We start from the raw sequence: 19,553 nt of genomic DNA, 5'->3' as shown, positions 1-19,553 counted from the left end.
CCCCCACCGGAGCGTCCGCTCCAGCCGTGGGACCGGCTCGGGGCGAAACCGCCCTTGCCAGTGCTAGCGTTTCGGCGCTAGCTTCGAGGTATGGCGAAGACCCAGAAGGCCCAGTTGAACGTGCGGGTGGACGAGGGCACCGCCCGGGCGGCCCGCGACAAGGCGCTGGCCCGGGGGATGAGCGTCAACCGCTACATCGAGGAACTGGTGCGGCAGGACACCGGTGAGGCCGGCCACACCTTCGTGGAGGCCGCCGCCGACTTCATGCGGCAGTACGAGAAGGTGTTCGCCGAGGAGGTCGGCGAGGGCCGCGGCTGAGCCGTCGGGGCATCCGGATGAACGACCTCACCATCGATCTCGCCTGGCTGCTGATGCTCGCCGAACAGCGCACTCCGGGTGACCCGCGGGTCACCGACTGGGGAGCGCTCGTCGCGGCCGTCGCCCGCCACCGCGCCGAGATATTCGACACTCCCGTCTACGACACCCCCCACGCGCGCGCCGCCGCGCTGCTCCAGTTGCTGATCCACGTCCCCGCGCTGGAGCGTTCCAACGCCCTGTTCGCCTCCGCGGTCGCCTACGCCTACCTGGTGGCCGGTGGGGTCGAGGTCACGACCACACCCGAGCAGGTGCGGGACCTCGCGCTGCTGGTGAAGAGGGGCGAGGCGTCGGTCGAGGAGATCGCGGACGAGCTGCGCCGCTGGAGCGCGTGACTACTCCGGTGTTCCGGGCGGACGCCAGGCGGTGCCGAGCACGCAGTACGAACTCGGCAGCGCCGGACCGTTCTCCGGCATCATCAGCCGCCGGTAGGGCCCGAGCGCGAACCCCGCCTCCCGCAGCGCGGCGACCGGTTCGCGGGACAGGTGGCAGCCGCCGGACAGCGGGGGCCACAGCGTCCGGTCGAGCGCGCGCTGGGTGAAGGTCATCACCCGCCCACCGCCCCGGCCGTGCTCGAAGAACCGCACCTGTCCGCTGGGCCGCAGCACCCGCCGCAGCTCCCCCAGCGCCCGTGGAACGTCGCGGACGCTGCACAGCACCAGCGAGACCACGGCCGCGTCGAAGGCCTCGCTCTTGACCGGCAGGGCCTCCGCCGCGCCCGGTGCCACGTCCACCGGCACCTGAGCGCGCAACGCCGCCTCCACGGCCAACTGCCGCAGCACGCGCTCCGGTTCGATGGCGACGACCTCGGAGACGGTGCCCGGATAGTGCGAGAAGTTCAGCCCGTTGCCCGCGCCGACCTCGATCACCCGCCCCGACAGCCCGGCGAGCAGCCGCTCGCGCACGCGCGCCATGCCCATGCGGGTCTCGGCGCCCACACTGATCCGGGCGTAGTAGCGGGCGAACAGCGGATGGTGCACGGCGTCCCGCGGCACCCCGCGGTCACGGGCGGATCGCAGCGGCATGGGACCTCCCTCACGAGGTGGTGCCTTACCGCGATTGTCCCCCGTACCGGCGCCACGCACCCACCGCGCGAGCACACCTTTCCGCTCCGCAGGCGACCCGACCCCGGACCGCGAAGGACGGCCGGCCTCCGGCGGGGCCCGGCACCGGGCCCCGGAGCCTGGCCCCGCACGCGGTCACGGAAGGAGACCACGCCCTCGGCCGAGCCGGCGGCCGAGCCGGCGGCCGAGCCGGCGGCCGAGCCGGCGGCCGAGCCCTCGGCGTCGACCGGCGGCCTCCCGCGCCGCCGGTCACGGCCCCTGCAGGGTGCGGAACGTGTCCGCGTCCCACGTGCCCTCCAGCCGCGGTGCCAGCCAGCGCGGTGCCGCCGATCGGAAGGCGGCCGGCCGGAGGGAGCCCGCCCCGGCGGGCACGGCGCCGAGCAGGGGAGCGCAGGACACGTCAGGGAGGTCCGCGAGGTTGCAGCGTGAGGCGAGGTCCGGGGTCCCGGGCCAGCTCCCGATCACCACACCCGGCAGCTCCAGCCCACGGGAACGCAGCTCACGCGCCGTCAGTTCCGTGGTGTTCAGCGTGCCCAGTCCCGCCGACGCCACCAGCAGCACCGGTGCGCCCAGCAGGCAGGCGACGTCCGCCAGCGTCCCGCCGGCCGCGTCGAAGCGTACGAGCAGTCCGCCCGCGCCCTCGACGAGCACCAGGTCGTGCTCGGTGGCCAGTTTGTCCGCGGCCTCCGCCACCTCCCGCGGGCGCACCGGCGCCCGGCCCGCCCGGCGTGCGGCCGTGCCCGGTGCCAACGGCTCGGGGAACCGGGCCACTTCGGCCACCGTCACGGCACCCGCGAGGCGGGCCACCTCCTGGGCGTCCCCGGCCTCGCCCGGCCCCACGCCCGTCTGCGCGGCCTTCAGCACGGCCACCGACCGGCCGCCCGCCAGGGCCGTCGCGGCGACGGCGGCGGTCACGACCGTCTTGCCGACCTCCGTGTCCGTGCCAGTGATCACCAGTACCGGCATGTCACCTGTCACCTCTCCTGTCACCCTTCCCTCCTGTCACCCTTCCCTCCTGTCACCCTTCCTGTCACCCCTCCTGTGCCGCCACGCACACCGCGCGGGCGATGCGCGCCACGTCCACGTCGCCCGTGACGTACGGCGGCATCGTGTAGATCAGGTCGCGGAACGGCCGCAGCCACACGCCCTCGCGCACGGCCGCCTCCGTCGCCGCCTTCATGTCGACGGTGTGATCGAGCCGCACCACCCCGATCGCGCCGAGCACCCGTACGTCACGCACGCCCGGCAGCTCGGCGGCGGGCGCGAGCCCGTCGACCAGGCCCGCCTCGATCCGCTTGACCTCCGCGAGCCAGTCCTGGCCGAGCAGCAGCCCGATCGACGCGCACGCCACGGCCGCCGCCAGCGGATTGCCCATGAACGTCGGTCCGTGGGCCAGTACCGGCACCTCGCCCCGCGAGATGCCCTCGGCCACCCGTGACGTGCACAGCGTGGCCGCCATCGTCAGATAACCGCCGGTCAGCGCCTTGCCCACACACATCACGTCCGGTGTCACCGCCGCGTGATCCGCCGCGAACAACGCGCCCGTGCGCCCGAAGCCGGTGGCGATCTCGTCGAACACCAACAGCACGCCGTGCGCGTCGCACGCCTCGCGCAGCACCCGCAGATACGCGGGGGAGTGGAAGCGCATCCCGCCCGCGCCCTGCACCACCGGCTCGACGATCACCGCGGCCAGTTCGTCGGCGTGCCGCTCGATCAGTGACCGCAACTGGTCGGCGTACGTCTCCTCGTACTCCGCCGGCGGCGCGTCCGCGAAGATCTGGCGGGGCAGGACGCCCTGCCACAGCTCGTGCATCCCGCCCTCGGGGTCGCACACCGACATGGGCTGCCAGGTGTCGCCGTGGTAGCCGCCGCGCCAGGTCAGCAGGCGGTGCTTGCCGGGCCGGCCCAGCGAACGCCAGTACTGCAGGCACATCTTGACGGCGACCTCGACCGACACCGAACCGGAGTCGGCGAGGAACACGTGCTCAAGGCCCTCGGGCGACATGTCGACAAGGAGCTTCGCGAGCCGCACGGCGGGCTCGTGGGTGAGCCCGCCGAACATCACATGGCTCATCCGCCCCAGTTGCTCGCGCGCCGCCTCGTTCAGCACCGGGTGGTTGTAGCCGTGGATCGCCGACCACCAGGACGACATCCCGTCGACCAGTTCCCCCGAACCGTCGGCCGGCCGCAGCCGCACGCCGCTCGCCGACTCCACGACGAGCGGGTCCTGGCGGCCGGGCATGGGGCCGTACGGGTGCCAGACGTGCCGCCGGTCGAGCGCCAGCAGCTCGTCCACGCTCAGCGCGGGCTCAGGCTCAGGCATTGGGCGCGAGGTCCGTTCCGGCGCCGCGGCGGCGTACCGCCACCAGGTCCGTACGGGGCTCCTCGGTGCGTGCCGCGGGCGCGGGGCCGCACACTCCGCCGCCCGCGTGCGAGCCGCAGCCCCCGCCGGCGTCGGCGTCGCCGTCGGCACCCTCGTGGGAGCCGCAGCCGCCCCGGGCGGAGACGCGGTGCTCCGGCAGGGTGACCTCGTCGGCGCTCTCCACCTCGAAGCCCGCGTCCGCGATCATCTCCAGGTCCGCGTGGCCCGCCTGGCCCTCGCTGGTGAGGTAGTCGCCGAGGAAGACGGAGTTGGCCAGGTGCAGGGCGAGCGGCTGCATCGTGCGCAGATGGACCTCGCGCCCGCCCGCGATGCGCACCTCGACGTCCGGGCAGACGAACCGCGTCATCGCCAGGATGCGCAGGCACCGCTGCGGGGTGAGGTGCCACTCCTTGGCCAGCGGCGTGCCCTCCATCGGGATCAGGAAGTTGACGGGCACCGAGTCCGGGTCCAGCTCGCGCAGCGAGAAGACCACGTCGACCAGGTCCTCGTCGCTCTCGCCCATGCCCGCGATCAGACCCGAGCACGCGGACAGCCCGGCCGCGTGCGCCTTGGTCACCGTGTCCACCCGGTCGGCGTACGTGTGGGTGGTCGTGATGTCCCCGTACGTCGCCTCGGACGTGTTGAGATTGTGGTTGTAGGCGTCGGCGCCCGCCTCGCGCAGCCGCTCCGCCTGACCGTCGGAGAGCAGCCCCAGGCAGGCGCACACCTCGACGGACTCGTTCTGCTCCTTGATGGTCTTGATGGTGTCCGAGACCCGGTCCACGTCCCGGTCGGTCGGGCCGCGCCCGCTGGCCACCAGGCACACCCGCTTGGCGCCGCCGGACACCCCCGCCGCGGCGGCTGCGGATGCCTGATCGGGCTTGAGCCACGTGTACTTGAGGATCTCGGCCTTGGAACCGAGCCGCTGCGAGCAGTAGGAGCAGTCCTCGGGGCACAGGCCCGACTTCAGGTTGACGAGATAGTTGAGTTTCACCCGTCGGCCGAACCAGTGGCGGCGCAGCCTGCCGGCCGCGGCCACCACATCGAGCAGGTCGTCGTCGGAAGTGGCGAGGACGGCAAGAGCTTCCTCGCGGGTCGGCGACTCGCGCCGAAGCCCCTTGTCCACCAGCGTGTTCAGCAGGTCCATGAGAGCCGATCCTGTCGTAAGGGGCCGCCCGCGGCCAAGGAGACTTTGCACAACACTGACAGATCACCGTGTGGGTATTGCCACACCTCGCGGGGGTGGCCGTGCCGCTAATGTCTGTCCACTGCCTACAAAACTCCGGAGGACCGACCCATGGCTTTCGGCTGGATCGACGAGCAGGCCCGGGTACGCCGCCGGGCCGGACTTGTACGGATTCTGCGCCCCCGTCCGGCGGCGTCGCCGCTGCTGGACCTGGCGAGCAACGACTACCTCGGGCTGGCCCGGCACCCGGAGGTCGTCGCGGGCGCGGTCCTGGCCGCGCGGACCTGGGGCGGCGGCGCGACCGGCTCGCGGCTGGTGACCGGCACGACCGAACTGCACGCCGAACTCGAACGCGAACTGGCCGGCTTCTGCGGATTCGAGGCCGCGCTCGTCTTCTCCTCCGGCTACGCGGCCAACCTCGCCGCGGTCACCGCGCTGGCTCCCCACGGCAGCCTCGTCGTCTCCGACGCGGGCAACCACGCCTCACTGATCGACGGCTGCCGGCTCGCCCGCGGCACCACTCAGGTCGTGGGGCACGCCGACCCGGACGCCGTGCGCAAGGCGCTGGCGGCGCACGACGGACCCGCGGTGGCCGTCTCCGACACGGTCTTCTCGGTCGACGGCGACGCCGCGCCGCTGGCCGCGCTCGCCCAGGCGTGCCGGGAGCACGGCGCCGGACTGGTCGTCGACGACGCGCACGGGCTCGGTGTCCTCGGCGACGGCGGCCGGGGCGCCGCGCACGCCGCGGGACTCGCGGGCCGCGACGACGTCGTCGTGACCGTCACGCTGTCCAAGTCGCTGGGCGCCCAGGGCGGCGCCGTGCTCGGCCCCGCCCGGGTCGTCGCCCACCTGGTCAACGCGGCCCGTACGTTCATCTTCGACACCGGCCTCGCCCCGGCCGCGGCGGGCGCGGCGCTCGCGGCGCTCACCCTGCTGCGCCGCGAGCCGGAGCGCGCGGCGCGGGCCCGCGCCGTCGCCGCGGATCTGCACGCACGCCTGACCGCCGCGGGTCTGGACGCGGTACGTCCGGACGCCGCGGTCGTCTCGGTGCGGGCGCCCTCGCCGGAGGCGGCCGTGCGGTGGGCGGCCGACTGCAGTGCGGCCGGCCTGTCCGTGGGCTGCTTCCGCCCTCCTTCCGTGCCCGACGGCATCTCACGGCTCAGGCTGACCGCTCGCGGGGACCTCGGCGGGGAACAGATCGAGCGCGCTGTACGGGTGATCGGCGAGACGCGACCATGAGTCGGCGTGACACGGCCGTGCGTCGTCCGGTGCCCGGCGGGGCGGGCTCAGTCCCGGTGGACGCCGGCGGTGAACGTCGTCCAGCTCGCGGGGGAGAAGAGCAGGGCGGGTCCGGCCGGGTTCTTGGAGTCGCGCACCGCGAGCAGACCGGTCCAGGGGCCGGCTGACGGCCGGGCCGTCTCCACGCAGTTGTTCGCTCCGGTGCTGTAGCTGCTGCGCAGCCACCGTACGTCGGGCAGATCGGTGCTGACAGGGATGTTCCGGGAGAGTTCGGACGTCGAGCCTGACATGGTGCCTCCTTACGCGCCTGCCGCGGTCGCGGCGATGAAGTCCAACGAGTTCTCGGGCGAAAGGGCATGGATCAGAAGGGCGTTGAAGGCCTCGGTGTAGGCCTCTAAGTCTTCTTTCCGTTCGAGGTGCAGGCTACTCGTCAAGTGGTCGAGAACAACCACGTCCAGATCAGAAGTGCTCGAAAAAGAGAAGATTACGAAAGGACCGGTGACACCGATGTGCGCCCCGGCGGCAAACGGCAGGACCTGGAGCCGGACATGGGGAAGCCGCGCGGCCTCGACCAGTCTCGCCAGTTGACGGGCCATCACCCCGGGTCCGCCCACCTCCCGGCGCAGCACCGCCTCGTCCAGTACCGCGCTCAGCTCCAGCGGCGGCTCGCCGCGCAGCACGTCCTGCCGGGCCAGCCGGACCTCCACCAGCGTGTCCAGCCGTTCCTCCGGCGTCCCGTCCACCGCGGCCCGCGTCACCTCGCGGGCGTACTCCGGCGTCTGCAGCAGGCCGGGGACCACCGTGGTCTCCAGCGTGCGCATCGCGCTGGCCTGCGACTCCAGGCTGATGAAGTCGCGGTAGGTCGGTGGCAGCACCCCGCGGTAGGCGTGCCACCAGTGGTTGCGGCCCCCCGCGTCGTCGGAGCGTGCCAGCATCACCAGCAGCCCCCGCAACTGCTCGTCGTCCACGCCGTAGGCGTCCAGCAGTAACCGCACGTCGGCCGGTTTCGCCCCGCTCGTGCCGGTCTCGATCCGGCTGACCTTCGACTGGTGCCAGCCCACGAGCCGGGCCGCCTCGCCGCTGGTGATGCCCGCCGAGGTGCGCAGGGTGCGCAGTTCCGCGCCCAGCTTTCGGCGGCGCACCACGGGACCGTGCTGCATGGGCCAACCCCCCTACTCCTTATGAGTCGCTCAAATACGCTCTGCCGTCGCAGAGTTCACCGCTTCGAGCGACAGATATATGCATATCTTGGTGGATCGCCGTCCTTCACGGGCCTGGTGATGGCAGTCTGGCGGCGAAGCACCAGTCCGGGACCGTACTCGATCCGCTCCGTGTCGGGCTGCGGTCCCGTGAGAAAGGGACGGCGTCGACATGGCAGACCATCTGGAAGCATCCGTCACTCTGCCGAGCGATCCGGCCTCGGTGGCCGCCGCGCGCACCTATGTGGTCGGCACACTGGCGGAGTGGGGCCTGCCGGCCGACGCCGACCTGTCCGAGACCGTCCGGCTCATCGTCTCCGAACTGGCGACCAACGCGGTCCAGCACACGTTCGGGCAGTCGCCCACCTTCACGGTGGACCTCGTCCTCGACCGCGACGAGCGGCTGCGTATCGGTGTCACCGACAGCCATCCGCGCTTTCCCAAGCGCCTTCCGGCCGCCGTCCAGCAGGACAACGGGCGGGGCATGGTGATCGTCCGCTGGCTGACCGCCGAGTGCGGCGGCAGGCTGAGAGTCCGGCCCACGCGCGAGGGTGGCAAGACCGTCTCCATCGAACTGCCCTGGACGCCCCCGGGCCGGCCGGACGCCCCCGAGTCGGCCGCGGCCGTGGTGCGGGGCGTGGGAAGCCGGGAGTCGGCGCGGTGAGCCGCCGGACGCACCCGAGGAGGTGACGGCGGGGCAGACCGCCGTCACCCCCTCGGGCGGGCTACTTGACCCGGCCGTACCAGACGCTCGACGTCCAGATCTTCTCCAGGCGCACCACGGCGCCGGTCTTAGGCGCGTGCCAGATCCTGCTCTTGCCGGCGTAAATGCCGACGTGGTAGACGCTGCGGCCGGAATGGAAGAACACCAGGTCTCCGGCCTTTCGGTTGCGGGCGGAGACGTGGCGGGTCTTGTTGTACTGCTGGGCCGCGGTGCGCGGCAGCTTCTTGCCGGCCTTCTTGAACGAGTACAGCGTCAGACCGGAGCAGTCGAACCTGTGGGGGCCGGCGGCGCCCCATCGGTAGGGGGAACCTTTCTTGGATGCCGCGATCTTGAGGGCTTTCGTCGCATGGCTCGCGGCGGCCGCCTCGGAGGCGACACCGGGGACCACGACGGAGCCGCCCACGGCGGCGAGGGTGAGGGCCGAGGCCGTACCGGCACGAGCCATCAGGGACGGGACACGATTGAGCGCGGACATGCGCAACCCTTCGTCAGCCGCCTGTGAAGGATGACCTGTCGGATTCGGGCTGGCGAAGTTGCCCGGCCGCACGAGTGCGGCTTCACCCCAAGGGCTGCCCGGCCCGGCGCGTCTCCCGCGGAGACGACCGTTCCGGCGACCCGTCGTGCTCGGGTCCTCCACTCCTGCCGATCCACTTCCCTCGCGACCGGTCGTCCGGGAGGCGGCAGGACTCGGCGTCCGCCCGGACCGCCCCGCCGCTGCGGCGGGGGCTTGTCGTCAGTCACGGATCTTGTCCCGTCCCAGGGGGAATTCCCAACGGAACGTGCCCTTTGTGTTGTTACCCACCACTCGCCCGTTCGGGCGGGCACCCTTGTGTTCGACCTGTCGTCGGGCGTGGTCGCGACCCCGGGACCAGCGGCGGAGCGGTCCACTCCGCTGCCCGGACGCGCGCGTGCCGCAACTTCGACCGGTCACAAATCGGAGGTGTTCCTACGCCGAAAGGGGGTACGTCATTTGGTCCGTTTCGGCGCTGGCCCACTCGGCGGGGCTCCTCAACCGCCGGAACGCGGCGGAAGACGGATACGCCCCGTCCGCCGCTCGCCGTCCAGCACCCGCAGGGCGCGGGCCAGCGTGGCGGCGTGTACGTCCGTCTCGCCCCTGCCGTGCATCAGCGCCAGCGCGTCGCGCAGGGCCGCCGCCCTGCCCACCAGTGCCTGGGCGGCCCGCAGCGCGCGGTAGGTGTCGCCGTCCAGTGCGGGGTTGACGCGCCCGAGCAGGTCGACGACGTCCAGGTAGCGGTCGATCAGCTCGGCCTCGGCGCGGGTCAGGGCGGGCAGCGGGGGCAGTTCCGGTGGCAGCATCGGCGGATCACCTCGTGCCGGGCGCGGTGAGCGGGGCCCTGCGGCCGGGCACGATCCGGTCCACCAGTCCGTACTCGAGCGCCTGCCGGGCGTCGAGGATCGTGTCCCGCTCGATGTCGGCGCTCACCTGCCCGGGGGTGCGGCCGGTGTGCCGTACGAGGATCTCCTCCAGACGGGTGCGGACGCGGATCAGCTCGTCGGCCTGGATGGCCAGGTCGCTCGCCTGCCCCTGAACCGGTTCGGTGAGCGCCGGCTGGCGGATCACCACCCGGGCGCCGGGCAGTACGGCGCGTTTGCCCGGGGTGCCCGCCGCCAGCAGCACCGCCGCGGACGAACCGGCCTGCCCCAGACAGGTCGTCTCCACGTCGCAGGCGACGTAACGCATCGTGTCGTAGATCGCCGTCATGGCGGTGAAGGAGCCGCCGGGCGAGTTGATGTACAGCGCGATGGCGCGGTCCGGTGCCTGGTGCTCCAGGTACATGAACTGTGCCATCACGTCGTTCGCGGACGTCTCGTCGATCGGCGTCCCGAGAAAGACGATCCGCTCCTCCATCAGCTTCGAGTACGGGTCAGTCGTCCGGGTCCCGGCGCTCGTGCGCTCGGTGAACTCGGGCAGGACATGGCGGGCGGACGGTCGGGTCATGGCGAACCCCTCCTCGGTGGCGGAGCCGTCTTCGGCTGCGCCGTCTCTGTAAAAAATGTACAGGACGTACGCAGATGGAAGGAAGGTTCGCAGGAGTGGAACCACCCATGCCCGCGCCGAACGGTCGCGCGGGCGGTCGCCCGGGCGCGAACCGTAAGCTGGGAGCCATGGCCTACGAGATTCCGGTGACGCAAGCCAGGGCTGAACTCGCCGACCTGATCAACCGTGTGGTGTACGGCGGCGAGCGCGTCGTCGTGACGCGACACGGCAAGCCTCTCGTCGCCCTCGTCTCCGCCGCCGACCTCGAGCTGCTGGAGGAACTCCGGGAGTCGCGGGAGGGCCAGGTGATCACCTCGGTCACCGGAGTCCGCGACACCGCCGCCGCCTCCGCATCCGCGCCCCGCGAGCACCACCGCTTCGGCATCGCCGCGGAACACCGGGGACCGAACCCGTCCTAGCGGGTCCAGCCACCGGGCGCAGCAGTGACGCGCCCGCGCCTGGCGGCAGCCACTGACCGATCGCCCCGGCCGGCCGTGCGCGACCCCCGCCGCGACCACGACCACCTGGACCGGGGTTCCTCCGGCGGACGCTTGCCGCGGATGCCGTGAGCAGCCTCGGGCCGCCCACGGTGCTGTACACGCACCGCTCCTCAACGGCGTGCCGGGCCGCGGGCCACCGCTGCTTCAGCGGGTTCTCCTCCCGCCGACCGAACGCCCTTCTCCGTTTATCGGATTGGCAAAGAAGTACTACTGACTCTGTTCTCAGGAAACCCACAGCCGCGAGGATCCCCGTACTTGTCGCGAACACGTACGGGGAGGCCCACTTGAGGAAGAGCAGCATACGGCGGAGGGCGACGGCGTTCGGCTCGGCCGCGGCGATGGTCACCGCCACGCTGATGGCCGGTGCGGTCTCGGCACCGGTCGCGAGCGCCGCCCCGGCCGGCGGACACGGACACGGGCACGGGCACGGGCACGGCTGGGACCGGGAAGCCCGCGGTGCCGCCATCGCCGCCGCCCGCGCCGCGAAGGCCGGCGTCGACTGGCAGGACTGCGCCGCCGACTGGAACCTGCCGAAGCCCATCCAGTGCGGCTACGTCACCGTGCCGCTCGACTACGCCAAGCCGTTCGGCAAGCAGATCGAGCTCGCCGTCGACCGCATCGGCAACACCGGCGGCAAGAGCGAGCGCCAGGGCGCCCTCCTCTACAACCCCGGCGGCCCCGGCGGTTCCGGGCTGCGCTTCCCGGCCCGCGTCACCGGCAAGAGCGCGGTGTGGGCGAACGCCGCCAAGGCCTACGACTTCGTCGGCTTCGACCCGCGCGGCGTCGGCCACTCCGCGCCCATCTCCTGCGTCGACCCGCAGGAGTTCGTCAAGGCGCCCAAGGCCGACCCCGTGCCCGGCTCCGAGGCGGACAAGCGTGCCCAGCGCAAGCTCGCCCGCGAGTACGCCGAGGGCTGCTTCGAGCGCAGCGGCGAGATGCTGCCGCACATGACCACGCCGAACACCGCGCGCGACCTCGACGTCATCCGCGCCGCACTCGGCGAGAGGAAGCTCAACTACCTCGGCGTCTCCTACGGCACCTACCTCGGCGCGGTCTACGGCACCCTCTTCCCGGGCCATGTCCGCCGCATGGTCGTCGACAGCGTCGTCAACCCGTCCCGCGACAAGATCTGGTACCAGGCCAACCTGGACCAGGACGTCGCCTTCGAGTCGCGCTGGAAGGACTGGCAGGACTGGGTCGCAAAGAACGATGCGGCCTACCACCTCGGCGACACCCGCGCCGAGGTCCAGGACCAGTGGCTCGAACTGCGCGCCACCGCCGCCAAGGAGCCGCTCGGCGGGGTCGTCGGACCGGCCGAGCTGATCTCCTTCTTCCAGAGCGCCCCGTACTACGACTCGGCCTGGGCGCCGATCGCGGAGATCTTCAGCAAGTACGTCGCCGGTGACACCCAGGCGCTCGTCGACGCCGCCGCCCCCGACCTGTCCGACACCGCGGGCAACGCCGCCGCGGAGAACGGCAACGCCGTCTACACCGCCGTCGAGTGCACCGACGCCAAGTGGCCCACGAACTGGCGCACATGGGACCGGGACAACACCCGGCTCCACCGCGACCACCCGTTCATGACCTGGGCCAACGCCTGGATGAACCTGCCGTGCGCCACCTGGCCGGTCAAGCAGCACACCCCGCTGAACGTGAAGACCGGCAAGGGACTTCCGCCGGTGCTGATCGTCCAGTCCGAGCGGGACGCGGCCACCCCGTACGCGGGCGCCGTCGAACTGCACCAGAGGTTCAAGGGCTCGCGCCTGATCACCGAGCGGGACGCCGGATCGCACGGCGTCACCGGGCTGGTCAACCCGTGCGTCAACGACCGGGTGGACGCTTACCTGCTCACCGGCAAGGTGGACGACCACGACGTGACCTGCGCGCCGCACGCCACACCGAAGCCGTAATCCCGGCGGCGGTACGAGAGAGGGGCGGCCGGTCCGGCCGGCCGCCCCTTCCGGCGTCCTCAGCCTCGCCGCGCGGTCGCCGTCCAGGCGTCCTCCGGCGCGTAGTCGAAGAGGTCGCCGTACGCCTCGTACATCTTCGGGTACGCCTCCCGCCAGTCCCGCCCGGCCAGCCGCTCCTCGATGAACGCCACCGTCTCGGGCAGGGTGTCGGCATACCGGACCACCGACCGATAGCCCAACTGGTCCTGCGCCGCGCTCATGTCGCACACCACGGGGGCGGGCACGGACCACGGGGTGTCGCCCACGCCGTCAGCGGGCGGCGGACCGTCCACCAGCGTCTGCTCGACCTCCACGCCCATCACCGCGTCGATCGCCGCCGCGATCTCCGCCACCGTCGGGGCGTCCGGATCAACGGCGTTCAGGACGCGCGAGCCCGGCCGCGCGGCGGCCAGCCGGATCAGCTCGGCGATGTTGCGCACACTCGCCGGGTGGAAGCGGCTCGCGCCGCCGTACGCGAGCACGCGCCGACGCCTGCCGTCGAGGTTGCGCTTGACGAAGTACAGCTCGCGCGGAGTCCGGCCGTACGGGCCGTGGATCGCGCCCGCCCGCAGCAGCGTCGCCGGCAACCGGTCGCCGGCCGCGAGGAGTTCCCGCTCCAGCGCCGCCTTGCCGGTGCTGTACGAGGCGTCGCCCGGCCGGATCGTGCGCTGCGCCTCCGTGAGCGGCACCGGGTACTCGGGGAAGCCGTCGGGCTCGGCCTGCGTGTCGAAGTTGCGGCCCCTGTCGTCCTCGTAGACCGACAGGCTGGAGATCACCACCGCCGAGCCGACCCGCCCGGCCAGCGAGACCAACTGCCGTGCCTGCGGGTCCCCGTAGGCCACCATGTCCACCAGGACGTCACAGCCCTCGCCCACCGCCGCCGACAGCGCCGCGTCGTCCTCCCGGTCGGCCCGCACCACCCGTACGTTCCGCGGCCAGCCCGCGTCCCGGTCGCCGCTCCGCGAGACGGCCGTCACCTCCCAGCCGTCCCCGGCCAGGGCCCCGACCGCCACCCGCCCGATCTGTCCCGTCGCCCCGATCACCACTGCACGTGTCATACGGCGACCGTAGGCGTCCGGGCCCCCGCCGGGCACGCCCTTCTGCCGACGGCAGACGGGGCCGTCCCCGCTAGCGGTGCGGCAGCCGGGGGAACCTCCGGCCCTGTGCCGCCTTCTGCGCCTCCTCGGCCTTCACGTCCGCCGCGTACCGGTCGACGTACTCCTGCCCGGACAGCGTGAGGATCGCGTACATGATCTCGTCGGTGATGGCGCGCAGCACGGCCTTCTCGCCCTCCATGCCCGCGTAGCGGGAGAAGTCGAGGGGCTCGCCGAAACGGATCACCACGGGGTGCACCTTGGGGATCTTCCGGCCCGGCGGCTGCGCCTCGAAGGTGCCGATCATCGCGCAGGGCACGACCGGCACCCCGGCCCTGAGCGCCATCACCGCGACGCCCACCTTGCCCTTGTACAGCCGGCCGTCGTGCGAGCGGGTGCCCTCCGGATAGATGCCGAGCAACTCGTCCCTGCCCAGCACGCCGAGTCCCTCGCGGATCGCTGCCTGCCCCGCCTCCTTGCCGGAGCGGTCCACGGGGATCTGCCCGGCGCTGCGGAAGAAGAACGCGGTCAGCCGCCCCTTGAGGCCCGGTCCGGTGAAGTACTCGGCCTTGGCGAGGAAGGTGATGCGGCGTCTGAGTACGGCGGGCATCAGGAAGTGGTCCGAGAAGGAGAGGTGGTTGCCCGCGACGACGGCCGCCCCCGACCCCGGCACATGGTCCAGGCCCTCGATCCGGGGCCGGAAGGCCACCCTCAGCAACGGGCCCAGCAGTACGTACTTGAGCACGTAGTAGAACACGGTGTGTCTCCCAGTTCTCCGGGCCCTCGGCCGGTCGTCCGCGTCCGGTGACCGATCGTAGCCCGGCCGCGCCGAAACCGTCCGGGACCGGTTCGGCCGCTCTTCGGTCAACCCGATTGACGCGGCAGCCCCGCTCCTCTGTGCTGTCCGGTGGCGGAAGGCGCGAAGCCCGGGCGACGCACGGCCCGAGGCGGGGGCGCGACCCGGGGGAGGGCGGATGACCGCTGGATCGGCACGGGCGGCCGGGGCCGCGTGGGCGGAGTTCGGACGGCAGTTGCGCTCCCTGCGCAGGGCCGCCGGGCTCACCCAGCTACAGCTCGGCCTGCGGGTGGGCTACCACCACTCCGCCGTCAGCAAACTCGAGGCCGGTCTGCGCGAGCCGCCCGTCGGGCTGGTGCGCCGGCTCGACGCGGTGCTGGAGACCGGCGGCGAGCTGGCCGCGATCGTCGCCGCGCCGCGCGAAGTGCCGCGGCGACCGGGCCGGTTCCCGGTCGACCCGGCGCTGTTCGCGCCACTGCCCGGCGCGGACGGCACCGAGGGCCAGGGGGCGCCGGATGCCCGCATGTGGCCCGCGCGGCTGCCCGCTGAGGGGCTGGCGTGCCCGCTGCACGGCACCGCGGGGTGCGCGGTGCCCGATCCGGGCGAGTTACCGGCCCTGCTCGACGGTCCGGGCCCGTGGGGCGGTCCGGCCGCGGCGTGGGGAGCGGGCGGCGGGGCGGCGGTCGCCGAGACCGAACTGCTGCACGGCCTCACCGCCGTCCTGGCCTGCCTGATCCGCGAGGCGTTCCGGCACGAGGGCCGGGTGAGAGCCGTCGAGGGGCTGCTGCGGGCCGTGGCGCACTGGGCCGACGAGGTCAACTCCGACGGACGGCTGCCGTACGGGCAGTTGCGGCTCGGCGCGCAGTACGCCCAGGTCGCCGGCCGGCTGCGGATGGAGCGCGGGCAGAGCGGCGTGGCGATGGCCTGGTTCGGTCACGGGCTGCGCTGGGCGGACGCCGTCCAGGACGCCTCGGCCCGCGCGACCCTGCTCAGCGACATGTGCACCCTGGTCCGGCTCGACGGGGACCCCTCGATGATGCTCGGGTACGCGGAGGGCATCGGCGCGGTGGACGGGCGGCGCCGGTGGACGGCCACCCTCTCGGACCTCTACCAGGCGCGCGGCCACGCCCTGGCGGGCGACGCGGCCCAGTGCCGCCGTCACATCACCCTGGCCCGGCGCGGGTTCGCCCGTCTCGACCGGCGGGACCACCTGGAGGCGCCCTGGCTGGCCGGCGCCGAGGGCGGGATGCGGCTCGACTCGGCGATCGGCGGAGCCCTGCGCGATCTCGCCGTGGTGACCGGGGACCGGGCCGCGGCCCGGCGCGCGGTCGACGCCACCGCGCGGTCGTGCGCGCAGGTGCCGCCCCAGATGCGGGGCGCGCGGCTGCTGCTCACCCTGCGTCTGGCGGACAGCTTGGCGTGTGCGGGCGATCCCGGCGCCGCCGTCGCCCTCGCCTCGGATGTCCTGCCCGAGGCCGTGCGCTCGCGCGAGTCGATGGTCGTCGCCGAACTGCGCGGCCTGCACAGCCGGCTCACCACGAAGTGGGCCGACCTGCCGGAGGTCAGGGAGTACCGGGAGCGGCTGCTGGACGCGGGAGAGGGCGGCGGGGGCGCGGCTCGCCCGCTTGCCGGATTTTGACAGGACTGGACCATTGCCGCGGAGTCGTTGATTCCGGCGCGGCGGGGTGTGAGGGTTCCGCCAGCCCGCGACATGACATGCAAATGACACCCCAGTGGACGCGTCTCCGCACCCCTTGGTGCGCGTCCGGCATGTCACGGCCGGGCCGGCCCGACAGAGGCCTCCCCACTCTCACAAGGAGCCACGATGCTCAGACAGACCGCGGTGGCCGGGACAGTCCTGGCCATGACACTCGCAGGGGTGGTGGTACCGGCCTCCCTCGCCTCGGCCTCGGAGCGGTCCGCGCCCTCCGCGGCGGAACCCACCCCCGTCGAGAGGGCCGTCGCCGCGGCCGACCAGGCCGTACGCAGCGGCCTGGACGCCCTCGCCGACGGCGGACCCGACGAGCAGTACAACCGTCACCAGGTCACCCCCTGGGACAAGGACCTCTTCTCCGTCGCCTATGAGCGCACCTACAACGGTCTGCCGGTGGTCGGCGGCGACGCCGTCGTCCTCGCCGACGGCAAGGGCAGGGTCCGCGCCGTCCAGTCCGCCACCGAGGCCGCGATCGCGGTACCCACCGAGGCGGGAATCAAGGCCGAGCAGGCGGTGAAGACCAGCCGCAAGCGGCTCGCCGACGTCGACAAGGTCGACTCCAAGCGGCTGGTGGTCCGGGTCAAGAACGACGTCCAGACCCTCGCCTGGGAGACCGTGCTCGTCGGCACGACCAAGGACCACGTGCCCAGCAAGCTGCACGTCTTCGTGGACGCCCGCACCGGCAAGGTCGTCGACAGCTACGACGACGTGAAGGCGGGCACCGGCCACAGCGAGTGGAACGGCCCGAACCCGCTGACCATCGACACCTCCCGCTCGGGCAGCCAGTACGCCCTGCGCGACACCACCCGCCCCGGCCTTCAGTGCTCCAACTACAACGGCGGCCTCTTCACCGGTCCGGACGACGACTGGGGCAACGGCGACGCCTCCAGCCGCGAGACCGGCTGCGTCGACGTCATGTACGCGGCGCAGAAGGAATCGGACATGCTCCGCGACTGGCTCGGCCGCAACGGCCACAACGGCAACGGCGGAAGCTGGCCGGTCCTCGTCGGACTCAACCAGCTCAACGCCTACTGGGACGGCTCACGCGTCACCATCGGCCACAACAGCGCCGGCGAGTGGATCGCCGGAATGGACGTGGTGGGCCACGAGTTCGGCCACGGCCTGGACAGCTACACCCCCGGCGGCGCCAACCACGAGAGCGGCCTGGGCGAGGCCACCGGCGACATCATGGGCGCCCTCACCGAGGCCTACGCCAACCAGCCGGCCCCGTACGACACCCCCGACTACACCGTCGGCGAGGAGATCGACCTCCAGGGCCGCGGGCCGATCCGCAACATGTACAACCCCCGGCTGGTCAGCAACCACCCCAACTGCTACTCCTCCGCCATCCCGCGCACCGAGGAGCACGCGGCCGCCGGGCCGATGAACCACTGGTTCTACCTGCTGGCCGAGGGCTCCAACCCCGGTGGCGGCAAGCCCTCCAGCCCCACTTGTGACGGCAGCCAGGTGACCGGCATCGGCATCCAGAACGCCGGAAAGATCTTCTACGGCGGGATGCTGCTCAAGACCAGCGGCATGACCTACAAGCGGTACCGCACCGCCACCCTCACCGCGGCGAAGGAACTGGACGCCTCCTGCGACCTGTTCGACGCCACCAAGGCGGCCTGGAACGCGATCGACATCCCGGCCCAGGGCGGCGACCCGACCTGCACCGGGCAGCAGACCGACTTCTCGCTGGCGCTCAGCCCGGCGAACGGCGACGTCGAGGCCGGCTCCGCGGTCAACGCCACGGTCCACACCACCACCGTCACCGGCAGCGCCCAGCAGGTGTCCCTGACGGCCACCGGCACCCCGCCCGGCGTGAGCGTCACCTTCAGCCCGTCGACGGTCACCTCCGGCTCCAGCTCGACCATGCGCGTGGCCACCACGTCCGGCGCGGCCGCCGGGACCTACTCGCTCACGGTCAAGGGCACGGCCGGCAGCAAGAGCCACACCGCCCAGTACACGCTCACCGTGGGCGGCGGCAACAACCCGGGCACGCCGCCCGACGTCGACGTCGCCCAAGTGCAGGCCCACCTGGCGCAGTTCGGCTCGATCGCCGCGCAGAACGGCGGCAACCGCCGGTCCACCGGCTCCGGGTACGACGCCTCACTCGCGTACGTGAAGGGCAAGCTGCAGGCGGCCGGCTACACCGTCACCGAGCAGACCTGCACCTCCGGCTGCTCCGCCGGCGCGGGCAACAACCTGATCGCCGAGTGGCCGAAGGGCGACGCGAACAGCGTCTACATGTTCGGCGCCCACCTCGACGGCGTCTCGGCAGGACCCGGCATCAACGACAACGGTTCCGGTTCCGCCGCGCTCCTGGAGACGGCGCTCACCCTGGCCGAGCAGAACCCGACCATGGACAACCGCGTCCGCTTCGCCTGGTGGACCGACGAGGAGCAGGGCCTCAACGGCTCGGACTTCTACGCCCGGAACCTCTCCACGACCGAGCGCTCCAGGATCAAGGCGTACTACAACTTCGACATGGTCGCCTCCGTCAACGGCGGCTACTTCATCAACAACCTGAACTCCTCGGCCTCCGCCCCGATGCGGGAGTACTGGACCTCCCTCGGCCTCGCCCCGCAGGAGAACGTCGAGGGCCAGGGCCGCTCCGACGACTACTCCTTCCAGCGGGTCGGCATCCCCACCTCGGGCTACGCCACCGGTGCCTCCGCCATCAAGTCGTCCTCGGAGGCCGCCAAGTGGGGCGGCACCGCGGGCCGCTCCTACGACCCGTGCTACCACTCCGCCTGCGACACCACCGCCAACATCAACGCCACCGCGCTCAACCGCAGCGCCGACGGCGTCGCCTACACGATCTGGAAGACCGCCGTGGGCGACGAGCCCAGCCCGAGCGACGACTTCTCGATCTCCGCCAACCCCTCCGCGGGCACGGTCGACCCCGGCACCTCGGCGACGGTCACCGTGAACACGGCCACCACCAGCGGTGACGCACAGAACGTGCGGCTGTCCGCGTCCGGCGCGCCCGCCGGCGTGAGCGTCACCTTCACTCCGGACTCGGTCACCTCGGGGCAGTCCTCGACCGCCACCGTCGCGGTCGCGGCCGGAACGGTCGGGGGTACCTACACCCTGACCCTCACGGGCACCGGCACGGTCACCCACACCACCACGTACACCCTCACCGTGTCCGGCGACGGCGGCGGCGAGACCACCTGGCAACTGGGAGCCACCTACGCGGCCGGTGACGTGGTGACCTACAACGGCGTCAGCTACCGGTGCATCCAGGGCCACACGGCCTACCCCGGCTGGGAGCCGCCGAACGTGCCCGCCCTGTGGGGGCGCGTCTGACACACCACTGACAGGCTGACGGAGCGAAACGGGGCGGGGC

Annotated in this window: 19 protein-coding genes and 1 riboswitch; of the genes, 8 read left to right on the top strand and 11 right to left on the bottom strand. The window is 72.4% G+C overall.

Annotated features, from left to right (window positions below; all coding sequences use genetic code 11):
* Positions 1–90: 90 nt before the first annotated feature.
* A complete protein-coding gene (locus KUM40_RS31565) occupies positions 91–318 on the top strand; it encodes a toxin-antitoxin system HicB family antitoxin (protein ID WP_217169610.1) in 228 nt (75 codons plus the stop codon).
* Between the two features lie 17 nt (positions 319–335).
* Positions 336–710, top strand: a complete 375-nt coding sequence (locus KUM40_RS31560; protein WP_217169609.1) for a fic family toxin-antitoxin system, toxin component — start codon at positions 336–338, stop codon at positions 708–710.
* Here KUM40_RS31560 and KUM40_RS31555 read toward each other — a convergent pair whose 3' ends face one another.
* From KUM40_RS31555 to bioB, 4 genes are all read right to left on the bottom strand, one after another.
* Positions 711–1,400, bottom strand: a complete 690-nt coding sequence (locus tag KUM40_RS31555; RefSeq protein WP_217169608.1) for a class I SAM-dependent methyltransferase — start codon at positions 1,398–1,400, stop codon at positions 711–713.
* Between the two features lie 288 nt (positions 1,401–1,688).
* Positions 1,689–2,405 (bottom strand): dethiobiotin synthase, encoded by a 717-nt coding sequence (gene bioD, locus KUM40_RS31550; RefSeq protein WP_217169607.1) that lies wholly within the window; start codon positions 2,403–2,405, stop codon positions 1,689–1,691.
* A 64-nt stretch (positions 2,406–2,469) separates the two neighbouring features.
* On the bottom strand, positions 2,470–3,762 hold the full coding sequence (locus tag KUM40_RS31545; protein WP_217169606.1) for an adenosylmethionine--8-amino-7-oxononanoate transaminase: 1,293 nt from the start codon (positions 3,760–3,762) through the stop codon (positions 2,470–2,472).
* On the bottom strand, positions 3,755–4,948 hold the full coding sequence (bioB, locus tag KUM40_RS31540) for a biotin synthase BioB (protein ID WP_217169605.1): 1,194 nt from the start codon (positions 4,946–4,948) through the stop codon (positions 3,755–3,757). Before bioB ends, KUM40_RS31545 begins: the two co-directional genes overlap by 8 nt.
* A gap of 150 nt (positions 4,949–5,098) precedes the next feature.
* Here bioB and KUM40_RS31535 point away from each other — a divergent pair, with 150 nt between their 5' ends.
* Positions 5,099–6,226 carry an 8-amino-7-oxononanoate synthase gene (locus KUM40_RS31535; RefSeq protein ID WP_217169604.1) on the top strand — a complete coding sequence of 376 codons (1,128 nt, stop codon included), beginning with the start codon at positions 5,099–5,101 and terminating at the stop codon, positions 6,224–6,226.
* Between the two features lie 47 nt (positions 6,227–6,273).
* Here the strand turns inward: KUM40_RS31535 and KUM40_RS31530 are convergent, their stop codons facing one another.
* Both KUM40_RS31530 and KUM40_RS31525 read right to left on the bottom strand, forming a co-directional pair.
* Entirely contained in the window at positions 6,274–6,516 is a 243-nt protein-coding gene (locus KUM40_RS31530) for a DUF397 domain-containing protein (RefSeq protein ID WP_217169603.1), read from the bottom strand.
* A gap of 9 nt (positions 6,517–6,525) precedes the next feature.
* Positions 6,526–7,386 carry a helix-turn-helix transcriptional regulator gene (locus tag KUM40_RS31525; RefSeq protein WP_217169602.1) on the bottom strand — a complete coding sequence of 287 codons (861 nt, stop codon included), beginning with the start codon at positions 7,384–7,386 and terminating at the stop codon, positions 6,526–6,528.
* Positions 7,387–7,597: 211 nt separating this feature from the next.
* Between KUM40_RS31525 and KUM40_RS31520 the strand changes: the two genes are divergently transcribed.
* Complete coding sequence (locus KUM40_RS31520) at positions 7,598–8,089, top strand: ATP-binding protein (protein WP_254395799.1); 492 nt, start codon at positions 7,598–7,600, stop codon at positions 8,087–8,089.
* A 61-nt stretch (positions 8,090–8,150) separates the two neighbouring features.
* On the opposite strand, the gene KUM40_RS31515 is transcribed toward KUM40_RS31520, so the two are convergent.
* The 3 genes from KUM40_RS31515 to KUM40_RS31505 form a co-directional block, all read right to left on the bottom strand.
* A complete protein-coding gene (locus tag KUM40_RS31515; RefSeq protein ID WP_217169601.1) occupies positions 8,151–8,624 on the bottom strand; it encodes a C40 family peptidase in 474 nt (157 codons plus the stop codon).
* Positions 8,625–8,627: 3 nt separating this feature from the next.
* Positions 8,628–8,772: riboswitch (cyclic di-AMP (ydaO/yuaA leader) on the bottom strand.
* Positions 8,773–9,157: 385 nt separating this feature from the next.
* The gene (locus tag KUM40_RS31510; RefSeq protein WP_217169600.1) at positions 9,158–9,466 is read right to left on the bottom strand and encodes a hypothetical protein; all 309 of its coding nucleotides are present in this window, start codon (positions 9,464–9,466) and stop codon (positions 9,158–9,160) included.
* Between the two features lie 7 nt (positions 9,467–9,473).
* Positions 9,474–10,109: an ATP-dependent Clp protease proteolytic subunit gene (locus tag KUM40_RS31505; protein WP_217169599.1), complete on the bottom strand. Its 636-nt coding sequence runs from the start codon at positions 10,107–10,109 to the stop codon at positions 9,474–9,476.
* A gap of 167 nt (positions 10,110–10,276) precedes the next feature.
* Here KUM40_RS31505 and KUM40_RS31500 point away from each other — a divergent pair, with 167 nt between their 5' ends.
* Positions 10,277–10,567: a type II toxin-antitoxin system Phd/YefM family antitoxin gene (locus tag KUM40_RS31500; RefSeq protein WP_217169598.1), complete on the top strand. Its 291-nt coding sequence runs from the start codon at positions 10,277–10,279 to the stop codon at positions 10,565–10,567.
* 365 nt (positions 10,568–10,932) lie between these two features.
* Entirely contained in the window at positions 10,933–12,558 is a 1,626-nt protein-coding gene (locus KUM40_RS31495; RefSeq protein ID WP_217169597.1) for an alpha/beta hydrolase, read from the top strand.
* Positions 12,559–12,617: 59 nt separating this feature from the next.
* On the opposite strand, the gene KUM40_RS31490 is transcribed toward KUM40_RS31495, so the two are convergent.
* Complete coding sequence (locus KUM40_RS31490; protein WP_217169596.1) at positions 12,618–13,655, bottom strand: NAD(P)-dependent oxidoreductase; 1,038 nt, start codon at positions 13,653–13,655, stop codon at positions 12,618–12,620.
* 70 nt (positions 13,656–13,725) lie between these two features.
* Positions 13,726–14,448 carry a 1-acyl-sn-glycerol-3-phosphate acyltransferase gene (locus KUM40_RS31485; RefSeq protein WP_217169595.1) on the bottom strand — a complete coding sequence of 241 codons (723 nt, stop codon included), beginning with the start codon at positions 14,446–14,448 and terminating at the stop codon, positions 13,726–13,728.
* 217 nt (positions 14,449–14,665) lie between these two features.
* Here KUM40_RS31485 and KUM40_RS31480 point away from each other — a divergent pair, with 217 nt between their 5' ends.
* Both KUM40_RS31480 and KUM40_RS31475 read left to right on the top strand, forming a co-directional pair.
* Positions 14,666–16,126: a helix-turn-helix transcriptional regulator gene (locus KUM40_RS31480; RefSeq protein WP_217169594.1), complete on the top strand. Its 1,461-nt coding sequence runs from the start codon at positions 14,666–14,668 to the stop codon at positions 16,124–16,126.
* Between the two features lie 186 nt (positions 16,127–16,312).
* Positions 16,313–19,513 (top strand): M28 family peptidase, encoded by a 3,201-nt coding sequence (locus KUM40_RS31475; protein ID WP_217169593.1) that lies wholly within the window; start codon positions 16,313–16,315, stop codon positions 19,511–19,513.
* Positions 19,514–19,553: the final 40 nt, after the last annotated feature.

The sequence above is a fragment of the Streptomyces sp. AC512_CC834 genome, assembly GCF_019049325.1.
Classification (GTDB): domain Bacteria; phylum Actinomycetota; class Actinomycetes; order Streptomycetales; family Streptomycetaceae; genus Streptomyces.
The sequence above is the reverse complement of the archived record's forward strand: the minus strand, read 5'-3'. Positions and strand labels throughout refer to the sequence as shown.